This is a genomic window from Dactylosporangium sp. NPDC005555 (genome assembly GCF_040605635.1).
Taxonomy (GTDB): domain Bacteria; phylum Actinomycetota; class Actinomycetes; order Mycobacteriales; family Micromonosporaceae; genus Dactylosporangium.
This window is the reverse complement of sequence record NZ_JBEXDG010000034.1, coordinates 65,223-80,481: the sequence shown is the minus strand read 5'-3', so window position 1 is coordinate 80,481 and position 15,259 is coordinate 65,223. Positions and strand designations below refer to the sequence as shown.

At 67.5% G+C, this 15,259-nt stretch carries 14 protein-coding genes; 2 read left to right on the top strand and 12 right to left on the bottom strand.

Going from position 1 to position 15,259, the window contains the following annotated elements; all coding sequences use genetic code 11:
* Nucleotides 1-153 precede the first annotated feature (153 nt).
* The 11 genes from ABZS58_RS31865 to ABZS58_RS31815 all read right to left on the bottom strand — a co-directional run bounded on the left by ABZS58_RS31865 (nt 154) and on the right by ABZS58_RS31815 (nt 12,301).
* Nucleotides 154-687, bottom strand: a complete 534-nt coding sequence (locus ABZS58_RS31865; RefSeq protein ID WP_354786966.1) for a DUF2220 domain-containing protein — start codon at nt 685-687, stop codon at nt 154-156.
* Nucleotides 573-1,376: a DUF3322 domain-containing protein gene (locus tag ABZS58_RS31860; RefSeq protein WP_354786943.1), complete on the bottom strand. Its 804-nt coding sequence runs from the start codon at nt 1,374-1,376 to the stop codon at nt 573-575. The genes ABZS58_RS31865 and ABZS58_RS31860 overlap by 115 nt, the downstream gene beginning before the upstream one ends.
* 1 nt (nt 1,377) lies before the next feature.
* Nucleotides 1,378-4,767 carry an SbcC/MukB-like Walker B domain-containing protein gene (locus ABZS58_RS31855; protein WP_354786942.1) on the bottom strand — a complete coding sequence of 1,130 codons (3,390 nt, stop codon included), beginning with the start codon at nt 4,765-4,767 and terminating at the stop codon, nt 1,378-1,380.
* Nucleotides 4,764-5,381: a DUF4194 domain-containing protein gene (locus ABZS58_RS31850; RefSeq protein ID WP_354786941.1), complete on the bottom strand. Its 618-nt coding sequence runs from the start codon at nt 5,379-5,381 to the stop codon at nt 4,764-4,766. The genes ABZS58_RS31855 and ABZS58_RS31850 overlap by 4 nt, the downstream gene beginning before the upstream one ends.
* Nucleotides 5,378-6,829 carry a DUF3375 domain-containing protein gene (locus ABZS58_RS31845; RefSeq protein ID WP_354786940.1) on the bottom strand — a complete coding sequence of 484 codons (1,452 nt, stop codon included), beginning with the start codon at nt 6,827-6,829 and terminating at the stop codon, nt 5,378-5,380. The genes ABZS58_RS31850 and ABZS58_RS31845 overlap by 4 nt, the downstream gene beginning before the upstream one ends.
* A gap of 209 nt (nt 6,830-7,038) precedes the next feature.
* Nucleotides 7,039-7,542 (bottom strand): hypothetical protein, encoded by a 504-nt coding sequence (locus tag ABZS58_RS31840; RefSeq protein ID WP_354786939.1) that lies wholly within the window; start codon nt 7,540-7,542, stop codon nt 7,039-7,041.
* 149 nt (nt 7,543-7,691) lie between these two features.
* Nucleotides 7,692-8,144: a hypothetical protein gene (locus ABZS58_RS31835; RefSeq protein ID WP_354786938.1), complete on the bottom strand. Its 453-nt coding sequence runs from the start codon at nt 8,142-8,144 to the stop codon at nt 7,692-7,694.
* Nucleotides 8,141-9,124, bottom strand: coding sequence for a hypothetical protein (locus tag ABZS58_RS31830; protein WP_354786937.1), 984 nt, complete (start codon nt 9,122-9,124; stop codon nt 8,141-8,143). The genes ABZS58_RS31835 and ABZS58_RS31830 overlap by 4 nt, the downstream gene beginning before the upstream one ends.
* Nucleotides 9,125-9,292: 168 nt before the next feature.
* Nucleotides 9,293-10,195: an ImmA/IrrE family metallo-endopeptidase gene (locus ABZS58_RS31825; RefSeq protein ID WP_354786936.1), complete on the bottom strand. Its 903-nt coding sequence runs from the start codon at nt 10,193-10,195 to the stop codon at nt 9,293-9,295.
* A 128-nt stretch (nt 10,196-10,323) separates the two neighbouring features.
* Nucleotides 10,324-11,277: a hypothetical protein gene (locus ABZS58_RS31820; protein WP_354786935.1), complete on the bottom strand. Its 954-nt coding sequence runs from the start codon at nt 11,275-11,277 to the stop codon at nt 10,324-10,326.
* Between the two features lie 139 nt (nt 11,278-11,416).
* Complete coding sequence (locus ABZS58_RS31815) at nt 11,417-12,301, bottom strand: hypothetical protein (protein ID WP_354786934.1); 885 nt, start codon at nt 12,299-12,301, stop codon at nt 11,417-11,419.
* Nucleotides 12,302-12,761: 460 nt separating this feature from the next.
* Here ABZS58_RS31815 and ABZS58_RS31810 point away from each other — a divergent pair, with 460 nt between their 5' ends.
* Nucleotides 12,762-13,898, top strand: coding sequence for a hypothetical protein (locus tag ABZS58_RS31810; protein ID WP_354786933.1), 1,137 nt, complete (start codon nt 12,762-12,764; stop codon nt 13,896-13,898).
* 252 nt (nt 13,899-14,150) lie between these two features.
* Here the strand turns inward: ABZS58_RS31810 and ABZS58_RS31805 are convergent, their stop codons facing one another.
* Nucleotides 14,151-14,279, bottom strand: a complete 129-nt coding sequence (locus ABZS58_RS31805) for a hypothetical protein (RefSeq protein ID WP_354786932.1) — start codon at nt 14,277-14,279, stop codon at nt 14,151-14,153.
* A gap of 310 nt (nt 14,280-14,589) precedes the next feature.
* Between ABZS58_RS31805 and ABZS58_RS31800 the strand changes: the two genes are divergently transcribed.
* Entirely contained in the window at nt 14,590-15,249 is a 660-nt protein-coding gene (locus ABZS58_RS31800; protein WP_354786931.1) for a DNA-binding response regulator, read from the top strand.
* The last annotated feature ends 10 nt before the right edge of the window (nt 15,250-15,259 follow it).

The following is a 15,259-nucleotide window of genomic DNA, read 5'->3' as shown; positions in this document are numbered from 1 at the left end:
GGTCCGCTTTCCGCGTCGTTGAGCCGGCCGTTGAGGCTCTGGCCGCGCGTTGACGCTGTTGGCGTCGTCCCTGACTCTCATCCGCCATCGTCTTACGGGTCGATGGCCGGGTTGGTGCATCGCGGTCGAATCACGTCTGGCCTGACATGGACCTCAGCTCGGGTCAGCGCCCTGATTGGTTGGGTGGCCGATGCTCATTGCCGTTCGGACGGCAGAGAACCGGATCCGTTCCTGCTCAAGGCGTACCGACGGGCCGAGAGCGTCCTCGACGAGGTCGCGGTACAGGCCCGCTTCGTGGTCGTCGAGCGCTGGCAGGTGCGCGGAAACCGGAGTCGGCTCGTGTACCCACTGGGTTTTGTGCGCCAGCAGGGTGGGTCGGTCCATGAGTATGGACCGGGTCAACGGAAACAGTTGCCGGAGCCGGCTGAGGATGGCGAAGCCGTGGGTGTCGATGTCACCCCAGTAGATCAGTTGCCGTTCTTTCAGCCAGTGCAGCGGCTGCAGCGTGGAGAGGGCGTAGCCGCCGCCGAAGATGACGACCGCGTCGGGCGCGGACGGGAGGGCGAGGTAGGTCACCTCGTTCTCCACGACGTAGATCGTCGAGGCTTGCAAGGGCGTCGCAGCGAGTTCGTCGACTCGGACCGCGACGTCGCTGTATGGTCCGGCGAGGTCGACGGACGGGTCCAGGCGGCGGACCCGAGCATGGCGGGCTTTTTGCGGAACCGATATCGGCCGGCGAAGTCGCTTGCCGGCACGTCGGCGGCTATCCGGTGTTCGGGCAGTTGCCGGTCCAGCAGGCTCGCCAGGATGCTGCGGTGCTGTTCGATGAATTTGGTGTCGACGCCGGGTACGTCGACTTGGCGCAGGTACAGGTCGGCGCCGGTGTTGGCCTCGATCCACAAGATTGTGTCGAGGAGCGCGGCCCACTGCTGTTCGTGGTGCAACACTTTCATCGGTTGCGTGGCCAGGTAGTCGATCAACGCCGGCGTTCGCTGCCGGGTGAGTTCGACGAGTTCGTCAAAGCGCTGTGCGTATCGCGTGACGCCGAGGATCTGCCACAGCTGCCGGGGTGTGTCGATCCAGGCCCGGCATGGCAGGGTGTTGGTGCCGACGTGCCGGCCGCCGACCGATCGGTGTTCGAGGCGGAACAGTCGTGGGTCGGCGGCGCGCCATCGGTCGGCCCAGCTCTGCGCGGCGGCGAATGCGTCGGCGATCTCGCGGGCCGTCGGTGCTCGGATCGGGACGGCGACCGGCTGCCAGTCGGCGTCGGCCATGGAGGCGGCGAGGAAGTCGCCGCGGTCCCAGCGGCGGCGGAGCACGTCGGTGACGTCCGTTGGGGTTGTCCACGGGTCTCGTGCGGGTGTCCGGCCGGGCATGTCAGTGTGCGCCGATCTCGGCGGTGCCGCGCTGATGGACGTGGAGCTGCCGGCGGGACCGGTATTCGTCGATGGTGAGGGTCTGCAGCCGGGAGTAGCTGCCGCCGGGGTTGTCGACGTAGCCGACGGCGGCGACGAACGGCTCGATCACGTGGATCTTCTGCAACGGGGTGACGATCAGCAGTTGCAGCCCCAAGCTTTGGAACAGCCGCAGCGCGAACCTGGCGGACTCTTCCGAACCGCGGCCGAACGCCTCGTCGATGACGACGAACCGGAAGGTCCGCGACGGCCCAGGGCCGTGCTCGAGTTTGAACTGGTATGCGAGGGAGGCGGCGAGGATGGTGTAGGCGAGTTTCTCCTTCTGCCCGCCGGACTTGCCGCCGGAGTCGGAGTAGGTTTCGTGTTCGGTGTTGTCGTGGCGCCAGCGCTCGGAGGCCGCGAAGACGAACCAGTTGCGGACGTCGGTCACCCGCTTGGCCCACTGCTTGTCGGCCTCGGTGTGACCTTCCCGGCCTTTGAACCGTTCGACCAGTCGTTGCACCTGGAGGAACTTCTGCTCGGAGTACTGGTCGGCGTCGTCGCCGGACAGGGCACTGTCGGTGCAGGCGCGCATGTCGGAGATGAAGTCGCGGATGTCGGTGCTGGGGTTGCGGTCACCTTCGAGGCGGATGTACCGGCCGGTGTTGTAGTCGATGCTGACGAGCGACTGGTTGATGATCTCGATCCGCTCTTTGATCATCTCGCTCTGTTTGGTGAGCTGGGAGTGGAACGTGGCGATGTCGCGGATCGTGTTGGTGTTCAGGTACAGCTTGAAGTCGGCCTCGAAGCGTGGCAGATCGTCCTCGACGAGCCGGGCGCGCAGCGTGCGGTACTCCCCCGCCGCCTGGATGGAGTCGTCCATCTCGGTAGTGAGGTGTGGGTAGCTGCGCCGGAAGTTGACCATGTGCGCGACGGCCCGCGATGCCGCCTGGTGCTGGCTTCGGGTCGCGGTCTCGACGGCGCGGGTGAGGCGGCGTTCGGTATCGGTGTGGAGTTGCTCGTATTCTTCCGGGGTCGCCGGTGGTGTGCCGATGTCGGTGGCGAGTTGCGTGAACTGCTTCCTTGCGGTCGCGGCGGCGGGTTCGGCGAGTCGCGCCTCTGCCTGCTGTTCGGCGAGCTGGGCGAGTTCGAGGAGTCCGCCGACGCGGCCCTGCTCGGCCTGCGCGGCCGCCTGCAGCGCTTCGCGTTCCGCGATGTCGGTGCCGACCTGTCGGAGCGCCTCGGTGAGTCGCTGCAGTTCGCCGGATGCCGACTCGAGTTGGCGACGCTCGGTCTCGAGTTCGGCGATTTGCCGGGCCACCTGCTGCCAGTTCAGATCCGCGAAGTCGGTGATCTCGCCGAGTTTGGCGAGTACCGCGTCCCGGGCGGCGGCAGCGCTGAGGTCGCCCTCGAGGGTCTTGTGTTCGGTCGTCGCCGTGGCGTGCTCTGCCGTCAGGGTTGCCGCGGTGGCGAGCAGCGCGGCGATTTTCTGTTCGTTGCTCCAGCCGAGGACGTAGGTGCGGCGGTCGTCGATGCGGTTCCGGTCGTCCTTCTCGTGGCGTCCGCCCGGGTCCTTGATCTGGCCGGAGCGGGTCACGGCACGGTCGGCGTGCTGGAACTCCGTCATCGTCTCGACGCACGCGTGTCCGGCCCGGCGGCCCAGCTCTGCGGCCAGCCAGGGTCGGAACGGCCCCTCCCGCAGGTCGAGCTTCGCGGCGAGCGAGTCGTATCCACGCTGGTCCGTCGGCCGGGCGGCCGCCACACGGTCCGGAACCCGGTAGTAGACGAGGCGGGCATTGAGGTGGTGGCTGTCGATCCAGCCGGCGACCGTTGGATAGTGTGCCTGGGACACCAGCAGGGACACGCCGAAGCTGTGCAGGACACGTTCCGCTGCACCTTCCCAGTCTGACTCGTCGTCGCGGACCTGGATCAGCTCGCCGGCGAACGGCAGCAACGATTCGGCAAGGCTCAGCTCTCTGCACATCCACTCGCGCAGCTCCAACATGCGGCGGGGAATGTTGCTGCGTCGTTGCCGGAGACTGAGCAGTTCGGCGTTCAGCTCCTCGAGCCGGTCATGGAGCCCTTTGACGTGGTGCATCGCCTCAGCGAACCGGCGCTGAAGGTCGGTGCGGCGTTCGGCGCTGCGACCCGCCTCACGTTCGATCTCGCCGAGGCGGGGCGCGAACTGCTCCGCGGACGCGACCGGCGTGAGGCCCGCGTCGGCCAGTTGGCGGTTGAACCGTTCGGCGCGTTCCTTCCGCCGACTTTGTAGCTGGCCTGCGTCGGCCACTTCGCGCTCGATCTCACCGATGCGATCACCGCCGTGACCTGCCCGTTCCAGCTCCAGCCTGCTGGCCCGCCGGCGCAGTTCCGCGATTTCGGCGCTGAGTGTCGACAGCTGCGTGCTGAGCGCGGTCAGGGTTGCCTGATGCTGCTGGATGCGGGTCTTCAACAGGGCGGCGGCTCCGTGTGCGCAGAAATACGGTAGTGCGGCGCGTTGCAGGTCCAGTTCCGCGATGCGCACACCCAGTTGGTCGTGCTCGTCGCAGCGTTCGATCATCGGGGTCAGGGCGGCGAGCTGCTCCCGGGCGACCTGGACCGCCTGGTGGGCGGTGGTGAGGTCGTCGAAGTGGTCGACGAGCTGCTTGATCCAGGTGTCCGCGTCGAACGGTTCGAGCATGTGGCTGCGCACGAACGCGTTCAGGTTCTCGACGGCTTTCATGGAGACGGTCTGGTGGAACAGGTCCATCGCCTGGTCGGAGCTGATCCCGAGCCGTCGGCGGTAGTCCTTACCGTACTCCGGGAAGTGTTCGTAGATCTTGGCGCCGGACTGCCGCAGCCGGCGGCGCAGCTGGCTGATCTCGGTGCCGAAGTCCACGAAGTCAGGTTCGATGCCGCGGCGGCCGTCCGCGACCACGAACAGGCGCTCCGGTTGGCCCGGGTTGCCCTCGTGCAGCCAGAACACCTGAGCGACGGTCACGTGGGCGTCGAGGTCGGCGTTGCCGAACACCCCGAGGATGACCGAGTAGCAGCTGCCCCGCCGCAGTGCGACCGGCCGGGAGACACCCGTCAGTTCGTTGCGTTCGGACTTGTGGTGGCCCAGCACGTAGGAGCGGAGGCTGCGTTCGCGGGTCTCCGCGCCGGCGGCCTTGTTGTAGGAGATCTTGTTCGCCGGCAGCAGCAGCGTCGTCACCGCGTCGACCAGCGTCGATTTTCCGGAGCCGATGTCGCCGGTGAGCAGGCCGCTCGCGCCGTCCAGGGTCAGCGTCCAGACCCGCTGGTCGAACGTGCCCCAGTTGCGGACCTCCAACCGGTGCAGCCGAAATCCGGGACCACCGTGCACGACATCGTCGAGCGTCAGGTTCTCCGTCACGCGGTGCCCTTCCCGTCCCGGCCGGCGAACTCCGCTGCGTACTCCCCCAGCCGAGCATCCAGCTCCGCCAGCCACTGCCCATCGACGAAAGCTTTCAGGATGCGTCGCACCTCGTAACTGCCGTCGCCGTCGTTCACCCGACGGAGGAATCCCAGCTCCACGGCCTTGCCGATGTGGGCGTCGATCTGGTCGATGAGCCGGGCGTCGGTGCTGGTGTCCGGCAGGAACACCGCGAGCATGTCGATGATCTGCTGGCGGGTCAGCACCATGCGGGTGTCGCTGGAGTTGGCGTCGAACTCGGCGAGCCGTTTGCGCAGCAGCGCCAGCAGCACACTCACGTGCAGCGACAGCTGCCTGCGAGCGACCAGTCGTGGCACCGCGACCTCGTCGACGGCTTCGTCATCGGGTCTGCCGCGCAGGTATGCGTAGCCCTCGGCCTCGTCGATGAACACGACGAGGCCGAGGACCGCGACGTAGTCCCGCACCTGGGACTGCAGCTGCAGCAAATGCCGCCACGGCACCTCGTGGGTGTCGCGATACACAACGCCCTTCATGAGGTGGGTGACTGCGATGGACAGGTCCGGCTGGAACTCGGGTGTGCCGCGCCCGCTCATGCCGCCGCTTTCGACGACGCCATGCGGGTGTAGATGACGCGGGGCATGGTGACCCGCTTCGCCGCGCCGTCTGGGTCCTGCCAGCGGACTTCGGCGGGCCGGTGCTCGTCGAACACCACATCGAACGCCGGGTCTGTCAGCGACAGATAAGTGACCAGCTCGGCGAGCCCTTGCCGCAGCGGCCGGCGGGAGAGGACCTCCACGAGCTCGACCTGAGGACGCTTCAGCAGCGCGGCCCGGACCTCCTGCCGAAGTGGCTCCGGATCGACGTGGACCTGCTCGAACAAGACCGAGAAGTCCACGACCTCATCAGCGCGCTCGGCGGTAGCGGTGCTGTCCAGCGCTGCTTTCGACCGCGGCCGATACAGCGGACGCTCCATCGGCAGGACAATGGTCGGGGTAGCGGCGTCGATCTCCATCGTCAGGCTCGCATCGGGATACCGGCGCAGCCGCAGGGCGTGGGTCTCGATGCTGCGGAGCAGGTCCATGACCCGCCGGTTCTCCAGCCACACCTGATCGTCGAGGAAACGGCGCAGCTGCTCCGACAACAGCCGGACCGTTGCCTGGGTCCGTTCTGCCGCGTCGAGCCAGTCGTAGTGGATGCGGCGCATCCGCGGGTCCGGGCCGCCGATCCCCGGCAACGCCTGCACCCGGTCCAGCAGAGTCGTGAATTCCGCCTGCCGGGCGTGTGAGAGCAGGAAGTCGTAGAACGCGTGGAAGCTGCGGCCCTGATCGGAGTCGGCGATGGTGCTGCGGTCTCCGAGCACCTCGTCGAGGAACGCGCCCTTCGAACCGTTCCACAGCGCGACGCGCTCCCGCAGCTCACGATCCAGCCCACGGAAGTTCGCCTCGACCTCACGGAAGTCCGCCAGCAGGTCCCGGGCGGTCGAGGTGAACTGCTGATACCGGTCGCGTTGCGCGGTGTCGTCCAGCAGCGGCAGCTCCCCACCGCGGATACGGGCGATCTCCTCGTCGATCTCCGCGCGACGGCGGTACAGCTCGGTCAGCCGCACGTCCGGGTCGGTCTCCGCACCGAACGCCATCTGCCGCAACAACTCGAAGACGATGTTGAGCCGTGACTCCGTGCCCACGAACGAGCGGGCCTGCAGCGACCGGACCCACGCGAGGGCCTTCTCCACCGCCGGCGTCGCGTCGAAATGCGCCTCGTCGGAGCCGGCCGGATAGTACTTGCGCAACCAGCCAGCGTCGGCATGGGCCCAGTCGTCCAGATACGCCCGGGCCGGCCGTGGGAACCTCGGCTCCCGCTCGTTGAAGCCCGACAGTTCGTCGTCGAGCCGCGCAGCCAGGTCGACCGCAGGTACCGATCGAGCGTTCTCGTCGACGAAGACCTTCCCGAGGAACGCCAGGATCAACGGCGCGTGTTCAGCGCGAAGCAGCTTCCACGCGGCGTGGTTGCGCCGCAGCGCGTCAACATCATCGAAGTCCACCAGCACCTCACGGTCAGCTCATCCGAGTGATACACCATGCTACGAGGCCCCACTGACATTTTCGTGCGGCGACCGACCTCGCGCAGACGCCACAGCAGGTGCCGGGGCCCCTGGACGCCATGCCCGCACATGAGGGTCAGTCGAGGTTCTTGCCGATCGAGCGGTGCCAGCAAATCCAAAATGCCTTACGGCCGGTAGCAGCGCAGCGTCTACTTTGCCCACCAGGGCGACAGTGCTACGAGGTGATCACGTACGGCTTGGGAGTACGCCTCTTCGAGCGGGGTGAGCGCCGCTAGATCGATGACAGCGAGTGGGATGTTCATCGCGTGGTCGTCCTGGATCGGGGCGTCCAGCCACGCTTGCCGCATAGCGCCGCCTGCGGTCTTGCGCAGTTCCCGCACGAGGGTCGCGTAGGTGTCCCCGACGATGCTGGACTCCGCAGCGGTCCAGGCCAGGAAGTAACTGAGCCGGCCTTGAATCTCCCGGATGGTTTCGGACAGGCGGATGCGTTCGGCGGCCGGTTCGTCGTGACGACGGCGTCGAATCGCGTACGGCAGTTCCTTGTAGGCGGCGTACGCCTCGAACGCGGCGGCGAACAGATCACGTTGACGGGCGCGCTCTTCCTCACGGCCTTTCCGTCGGGCGGTCCAAACCGCCACGCATGCGCTCAGCAACGCCGCAAAAAGCGCCCCGGACAGCAGTGCAGCGATCACGAGGCTTGACGGCGCGACCGGTTGAGCGATCGGGGCCGGCGACGGTGAACCAACCGTCGTCACGGCTGGAGCAGCCGATCCGGATACCGCCGGAGTAGCACCAGACGGACTCGGTCCCGGACTCACCAGACTCGGCGGGGTGGACGGGCTCATGGGCTCTCCTGGTCCTCCCGGGCGTCGTGGGGTGCCTCGGCGCCGACCCACTCACCGGTCCGCCGCCACCATTCTTCCTTGATCAAGTGAATGATGATGTGGCCGAGGAGCGCGGCGGCGCCGTCACCGCGCAGCCATCGCTGGTCGGGGCCGTCGAAGGGGAACCACATGCACAGTCCGTCGGAGAGATACCGGTGTGGTGACTCGGTCGGTCCGTCCACGAAGACCCGCGGTACTTCCGGCGACCCAACGGCGAAGACGATCGTCACCTCGCGCGGTTCGACGCCGGGCGGGGTCACCGTGCAGCGCACCGCGAAGCCGCCGCGGTAGCGGCGCGGCGGGCGGATCGGGCGGACCGTGATCCCGGTGCCGGTGAGCTCGGCGAGAAAACGCAGCCGCAGCGCCGGCCTGGCGTGCCAGGCCGGCGCTCGCCACGGGAGGTGCTTCACTGCGGTGACCGGCCACCGTAGGCGCGGGTCGGCACGATCAGTGACGCCGCGCCGCCGAGGCCGAGCGCCGTGGTAGAGACCGGTGTGCGGGGCCGCAGGAGACCAACGGCACCGGCGAGCCCGCCACCGGCCGGGTCGTCGATGTACTTCCAGAACATTTGGTGCAGAGCGGCCTGCACGGCCTGATCATCACTGTCGTTGTCGATCGCCTCGGTCACCGCGTCGGCAGCCTTACGGAGCCGGCGGGCCACGACGTCACGGCCCAGCATCAGCTTGAGCGGAGCGGAAACACCAGCTGGGTCCTGGGTGGCGGTGCCCCGGCTGATCCGGGTGGCCGCCTTGTCCAGCACGGTGCGCAAGGCGACCGGCACCCCCATGCCACTGGTCACGAACTCCCAGGCCAGTACGGAGAGGTGGAACGACGACAGGCCGGGCGTGTCGAACTGCTTGTTCCACGCCTTCAACAGCCGAATCACGACCCGGCGCAGCTGGCGCAGCGACGCCGGGGCAGCGTTGAACAGCTCGACGTGGCCTTCAGGGTGGGACGGCTCCCACCGGTCTTTGTCCAGGTTTGGGATCCACAGACCGTCACCGTCGCGCCGGGTGAGCGCCACGACCATATCGACGGTAGGGTCTTGGCCGTTGACGGGCTTGCCGAAGGAGATCTTCGGGCCGCGCTTGGAGGTGCCGCACCGGGCCTTCGGGTACTCCTCACGCACCCCCGGACCGAGCAACGCGCACAGCTTCTCGGCCACGTCGGTCGGAGACTCCCCGCCGCCCTCCGGGCCGAGCTTTGGGTAGCAGCGGCGATCGAGGACGAGACCTCCGTCGCCGTCGGTCACCGGGTGGTTCATGGTGTGGTGCGCGAGCGATCCGCTGCTGTAGGTGCGCAGCGAACCGGGGAAGCCTTCGGCGAGGTCGCGGACCAGCTCGAGGCGGTTGCGGGCTTCTTTCAGCGGTGCGTCTTCAGCGTCGATCATCGTACGGACGGTGGACAACAGGTCGGCGGTGTGCCCCATATTGCGGCTCCCAAGGTCGCGTGCCGCACTTCGCGGTGCGGCACGTCTTTTCGCAACACCCCGGTGGGTGCTGAAGGGCCTGTTGGCCCTCACCCCTACCTGACGACGCATCCGGCGATCCGTCCAAGGTCAGATGCACTCCCGGCAGACCGTGCCGGTGCCGACGAACATCGCCTTGTCGTAGGTCATCGTGCATCGTTCGCAGCGCCGTTGCCGCCGCATCGTGCAAGCACAGTGCCCGGACGGGCAACGCGGTTCACGGCAGGTGGCGCAGGCACCGGTGACCTCGAAGGAGTCCTGGCACAGCTCACAGCCCGCCCAGCGCGGCTGCGACATAGTGATCGGCGGTCGGGTCGGGGAGAAGGACTGCCACGGTGCGTGATCTTCGACCAGGACCGCGACGAGAAAGCCGTCGCACCAGGCGGCCTGCCCGTACAGCCGGCCGCTGGTGTGCCCCGTCCGATATGCGATGACGGTGTCGCTGACGGTGATCGGCACACCGTCGGGGCGGTCGAGATGCTGCAGTGCCGCGGCGACCAGCGGGGTCTGTGACTGGTCGCTGCCGCGGGCCGGCGGGTAGACGCTGCCCCGACCTGCGGCGAACGACACGATGCCGTCGGTGTCGTACAGCACCACCGCGCCGAAACTGCGCAGGTGCTCGACCGCGCGCACGACGCACGCGGCCCGCGAGGCGGTGGACCTCCTGTAGAGCGCGACGATGTCGCCCGGGGTGGGTGTCCGGTCGCCGAAGCAGGCGGCGACCAAGTCGTCGGGGAGCAGTACCCGGGCGGCAAACAGGTCGCAGGCCGCGTCCTCGAACCCGTCCTCGTCGGCGTTCAGCAGGCCGGTCCCGAGGCCAGGATCGGTGTTCTGCAGGTGATGACCGAGTTCATGCAGCACCGTGAACTGTCGGCGGCCCGGCGAGGAGGCATTCGCGACCCACAGCGACGGCGGCATGGTCGCGGGCTTGTACCCACCGGCGACCGAGCAGAGGCCGGAGGTCTGCACCTCGGCGGTTAGCTTCACCTGCACGTCAGACCATGTCCGCAGCTCCTGGATGGCACCGCCCCGCAAACGCTCCAAGGCCCCGGGATGGTCCCGTTCGACGACCTGCATCATTAGGTCAACCTGGGCACGTACCGCCGTGGACGTCCGATTCGTCACTGGTCATCCCGTGCCTCATCGCCGTGCTCGGCTACGAGCCACTGCCCGATTCTGCCGCGCCAGTCAGGGTCCGCTTTGCCGGTCTGCCGGAACGCCATGGCGAAAGTACCGAAGCCGACCTGCAACCGGGTCTGAACCTCGCTACCCCTCATGCGACGGGCCAGGGATCGCCAGGTCCCGCGCCAACGAGGGTGCTCCAGCTCGACCGCCAGCTCTGTCGGCAATCCACCGGCCGCCGCCAGGACGTCTTCGACGGTGAGCCCGAGCACCCGGGCAAGCACGTCGGCTTGTTCTGCGGTCGCCAGACGCTTGCCCTGCAAGATCTGCAACACCTCAGGTTGCGGTGCCGCCAGCGCGGCGACAACGGCGGACAGGCCGACCCCTCGGGCTGGGACACGCAGATCCACTGGTACTGACGCTTGGGTGGGCACCAACGGCGCTCCAACCAGGACGTCGAGATCGTCAGCAAGGCTTGCCCGGACGGTGGCGCTGGGACTCCAAGGGTCGGTGATCGGTCGGCCACCGCGGGCACCGTCGGGAATGTTGTCGCTCGATCTGTGCGCCGCTGCTCGGCACCAGTCGGTGAGGGCCGGCGTCCACAGGTCAACAACCCGGTTGAGCGTCCCGGTCGGGATCGAGACCGCGAGACCTGCCCAAGCGGTGACCTCCACTCCGAAAGCTGTCTCCTGCCCGTCGACGACCAGGCTGTCTTCGTCCTCGCCGGTAGGTTCGACGGACACCGGGACCACCCGCCATCGGCGGTCCTCAGCTTCCACCAGCAGCACCAGTCCGGACACCTCATCCCAGGTCGCTCGCCACACCTGACCTGCCGCCGGTGCGATGTCGGCTGGGTCACCGAACCGTTCGCGCAGTCCAGCGGTCGTCAACGCTGCCGGGGCCACCGCGGAGGTGACGAGGCGGCGCAGGCGGTCGGGGATCTCAGCCGTCACGACGGGACCTCCTCTGCCTCTGTGCTCGGTTGTGCCCGCTGCTGTGAGTTGACGACACGTCTGCCGCATTGTCCAACGCCCCAGGCCAGTCGTTCGCTGCGGCGCTGGTCCGGAACGGTGCGCTCCAGGATGCCCACGGTCAGCGTGCGCACAGCGTCAGCACCTCCCGGACGACTTGCTCGGGATCGTCATGGTTTCCGGCGAGCTCGCGGATCAGCGCCTTGAGCTTCCCGATCCGGGTGTAGGCGGTGCTTCGCCCGCACCGGAGGTGCGCGCGAACCGCAGCTGGGTCTTCAATCAGCAGGAGTAGCTGACGTTCCACCTCAGTCAGCTGGGCGAACACGCTGTCCGCAGCGCTCGCCGCAGCTCTCGCGTCGTCACGCTCTTCAAATACCGTCTCCGGGGTCGGCGCGTCGGCTGGCACGAATTCGTGCGTCTCGTCGATCGTGCGCGGTTCGGCGTCCAGCGTGGCAGGGAACCGGCGCACGATCACCGCGACCAGCTGCTGCAATTCGAGGCTGGCGAATCCAGCGGCGGACATCACGGCCTCGACCACCGTGATCAGATCCGGGGTATACGCGATCGGTGGTCGCCGCGTTTCGCTGCTCCACCGCACTGCTCTGACCCGTACGGTGTACGCCGCCGCGACAAGGTCGTCGAGCCGTCCACCCCAGGGCGACCCGACGGTACCCGCCATCCGCCACCGGCCGGTTCCAGGTTGACCGGCTGGCACCATCTCGAACGTCGGTTCCGCCATCAGCAGGTCTTGCAGTCGGCGGAGCACGGACCCGCGGTCGGTGTCGCGCACCTGATCAACCAGCCAGTAGTACACGGTCCGATGGAACAGCCGAGTCAAGGATTCGTCATCGTCGGCTTCTGCGAGCAACGCCGGGATCGCCCGTTCCCACCGATGTTCCACGAAGCTCTGCACGAAATCCCAGACGTAGTCATCGTCGAGGCGCCGGCCGGCGTACAGGATTGGCAGACGCCTCAGTTGCACCCGCATGACATCGCGGAGCAGCAACAGTCCCGCCTCACCGAACCGTCCGGTGTCCGCGAACTCCGCCAGGATCGAAATCCCGACCTCCCATCAGATTGACGCCGACCATCCCGCCCGCGCCATGGCCGAGAATCGATCAACGTCGCCACACTTGACATCTCACAGGCTTCAAGCGGCGATGAAGCTACATCGGCCAAGATTCCTCCCGCAGCACAATGACAAAAATTCACCCGCCAGGTCATCCTGGGCTCCCATTCGTACGGCCGGACACCGCGGATGTCGATTCGAGGCACGTGCGGGTCACGTCACTCGATCGATAGATCTTTTGCCCACGGCTGCCGTTCGCGCGGTAGAAGAAGGCGTGACTCCCCCTCGCCGTACCGGCCTCGGCCGTCTCCGACCCCGAGCGTCACGCTCTGGCACAGCCCTGCCGTGGTGGATCGGCGTCGCGATCCTCTTCCTGATCCTCGCGACACTGCGGATCGTGCTCGTGCAGCGCGGGCTGCTGTTCGGAGTCGGGCGGATCGTGACCATTGACGTGCTGATCAGCTCTACCCTGATCCTCGCCCTGGCGTCGGCGCGGCACCGGTCGCAGGGCAAGACCCGTCCGGTGCCGGCGGACGAACCGACCAGTTCGTGGACGGATTGGTTCGGCGTCATCGCCGCTGTGATCGGGCTGCCAGCGCTCGTGGCGTCCGGCATGAACTTGCTCGCCCCTCCGACACCCCACGGGTTGAACGCTCCCGCGTGCCCGGGAGCGCAGGTCTATGACATGCCTTACATCGGCGTCGCAGTCGGCCCGCTGGGCAACTACGCCCGTAGCGGCGCCGGCCTGTCATTCCCGCAAACCGATCGGTTTGACAGCGGCTGCACGCTCGGGTTCGCCGGCTACTGCGTCGGTGACCCGGTCGAAGACCCGACGGTCAAGAACGACTGGGAGGAAACCCGCTGGCTGCGCCTGGGCCAGCACACCAGCCAACCAGCCAAGGGCACCGCTCAGTTGCTGTCTGACGAGCCGGGAGACCGCCGGTTCGTCTCGCTGGCCTACATCGCGCCGAAGAGCCCAGACCGCGACCTGCGCTACCTCGGCGACGCCGAGTGCGCCAGCAGTCGCGACCTTCCGGCGGGGCCGGTGCAGATCGCCCCAAAGGTCGGCGACGGCATCATCGACTTCACCGTCCAGGTCGACCATGCCGAACGCATCGGACTGGCCGTCGCCATCCCCCACGACGCCCTACGCGCCGGCAGTGCGATCCGCCGCGTCTACTCCCAGCCGACGGATATCAACGGAACAGCCACCATCACGTGGCGATTCGCCGTCACGGCGAAACAACTCCGACCTCAGCGGACAGCCCCAGTCCCCGTCGTCGTCCCCGTCGTCGTCCCCGTCGTCGTCCTCGCCGTGGCTTGTCTGGGACCGGTCGCACCAGCCGGAGCGGACACTGCCGCTACCCGGACTTACCAGATCGGGCCGGACGATACCCTGAGCGACAACCCTTCCACCCCCGAGCCGTCCACCGCCGTCATTGATGGCCTTCGGCGAGCCGCGTGTGACAGCGAAGGTGCCATCGCTGGAAGTCCATCACAGGCCCCAACGCCGAGTTCGTCCGTCACCCCGTAATCCAGAGGACCGGTCCTGTCGTGGACGTCGGCGAAGGGCAGTCCGACCGAATCGCCGTCGAGCGTCCCACCCGACGTAGGACAAACCCATACGAGTCCGTCCGTGATTTCCACGGTTCGCTTGGCCTGTGGGCTCGCCTATCAATCGGGTGAACGGTGCCGACACACAGGTACGCGTCTGGGGCCACCCATTCTCGGCCAAGATGACCGCAACCACTTCGACGAGCGGTCCTGGTAACTCCCGCTACGGCTATTAGCGCCCTCGCGCACCCAGCTCGGCCATCACGACCTCAACCATGGCCACCGTGATGTCGTTTCGGTTGTTGTCGTCGCGGATGCGGCGGGCGATCCGCCGCGCGTCGAGCCTCGGAAACCGTCGCACGGTTTTGACGATGATGTCGCGGACCGCTGATGAGATCTCGGGCCGTCTCGATCGACTGGCCTGCGTCCATCGGCCGGACCCGTCCGACCCGGAACGTCGGGTCCTGACGAAGTCGCCTCTGCCGGTGTCATCGTCGTAGACCATTCGACACCCTTTCCTTACGTTGCGTTACATCGACGGTAAGGAGTAGGCGCGGTGCGGGTCCATGCCGTACATCGGCGGGAGCCTGCCGTTCGGCGTCAGCAATATGCCCGAAGCGCTGAACAGATATCGGTTTGCAACGATGATCGATGTCTAGTCTGGGACCGCGATGATCGTGGTGGCGAACGAGGATGAGCTGTCTGTGGCACCGGTGCGGGTCGCGGTGCTGGACCCTCTGCCGCTGTACCGGCAAGGAGTCGAGGCTGCCCTGGCTCCGATGGGCTACGCCATCGAGACACCGGCCGACGTCCTGGCCTGGTCACGGAAGCCGCAGACCCTCGTGCTGCTGACGTTGGCCGCGGACGAGGACTGGGGGACGCTCGACGCACTGGGCGGCGGCCGGACGACGTTCGGTGTCATTGCACTGCTGACCGAGGACTCTGGTGTTTCCGGCGTACGGGCGATCCGAGCCGGTGCCCGGTCCGTGCTCCCGCGCGGCGTGACCGGCAGCAGCCTGCGGCGCGGTGTTGAGGCCACCGTCGAGGGCAACGCGGTGATGCCAGCCTCCGTTGCGACGGCGCTCGCCAGCGGGGCGGAGGCGCTCACTGCCATCTCCGCCGTGCCGACCATCGACCGGTTCTCGTGGCTGGCCGATCTCGCTCAGGGAACGACCGTGGCCGAGTTGGCCGACCGGGTCGGCTACTCGGAACGGGCGATGTTTCGGCAGCTGCAGGCCCTGTATCGCGATATGGGTGTCCAGACCCGCACGCAGGCGATCGTCCTGGCGCAGGAACGCGGCTGGCTCCGCCCGTCGCGCCGGCCGCGTTGATTGCTCGACG

Bases quoted from the DNA above. Each gene is read 5' to 3' on its own strand.
- ABZS58_RS31850 (WP_354786941.1), bottom strand. From the start codon at position 5,381: ATGAGCGGGCGCGGCACACCCGAGTTCCAGCCGGACCTGTCCATCGCA.
- ABZS58_RS31860 (WP_354786943.1), bottom strand. From the start codon at position 1,376: ATGCCCGGCCGGACACCCGCACGAGACCCGTGGACAACCCCAACGGAC.
- ABZS58_RS31830 (WP_354786937.1), bottom strand. From the start codon at position 9,124: ATGATCGACGCTGAAGACGCACCGCTGAAAGAAGCCCGCAACCGCCTC.
- ABZS58_RS31800 (WP_354786931.1), top strand. From the start codon at position 14,590: ATGATCGTGGTGGCGAACGAGGATGAGCTGTCTGTGGCACCGGTGCGG.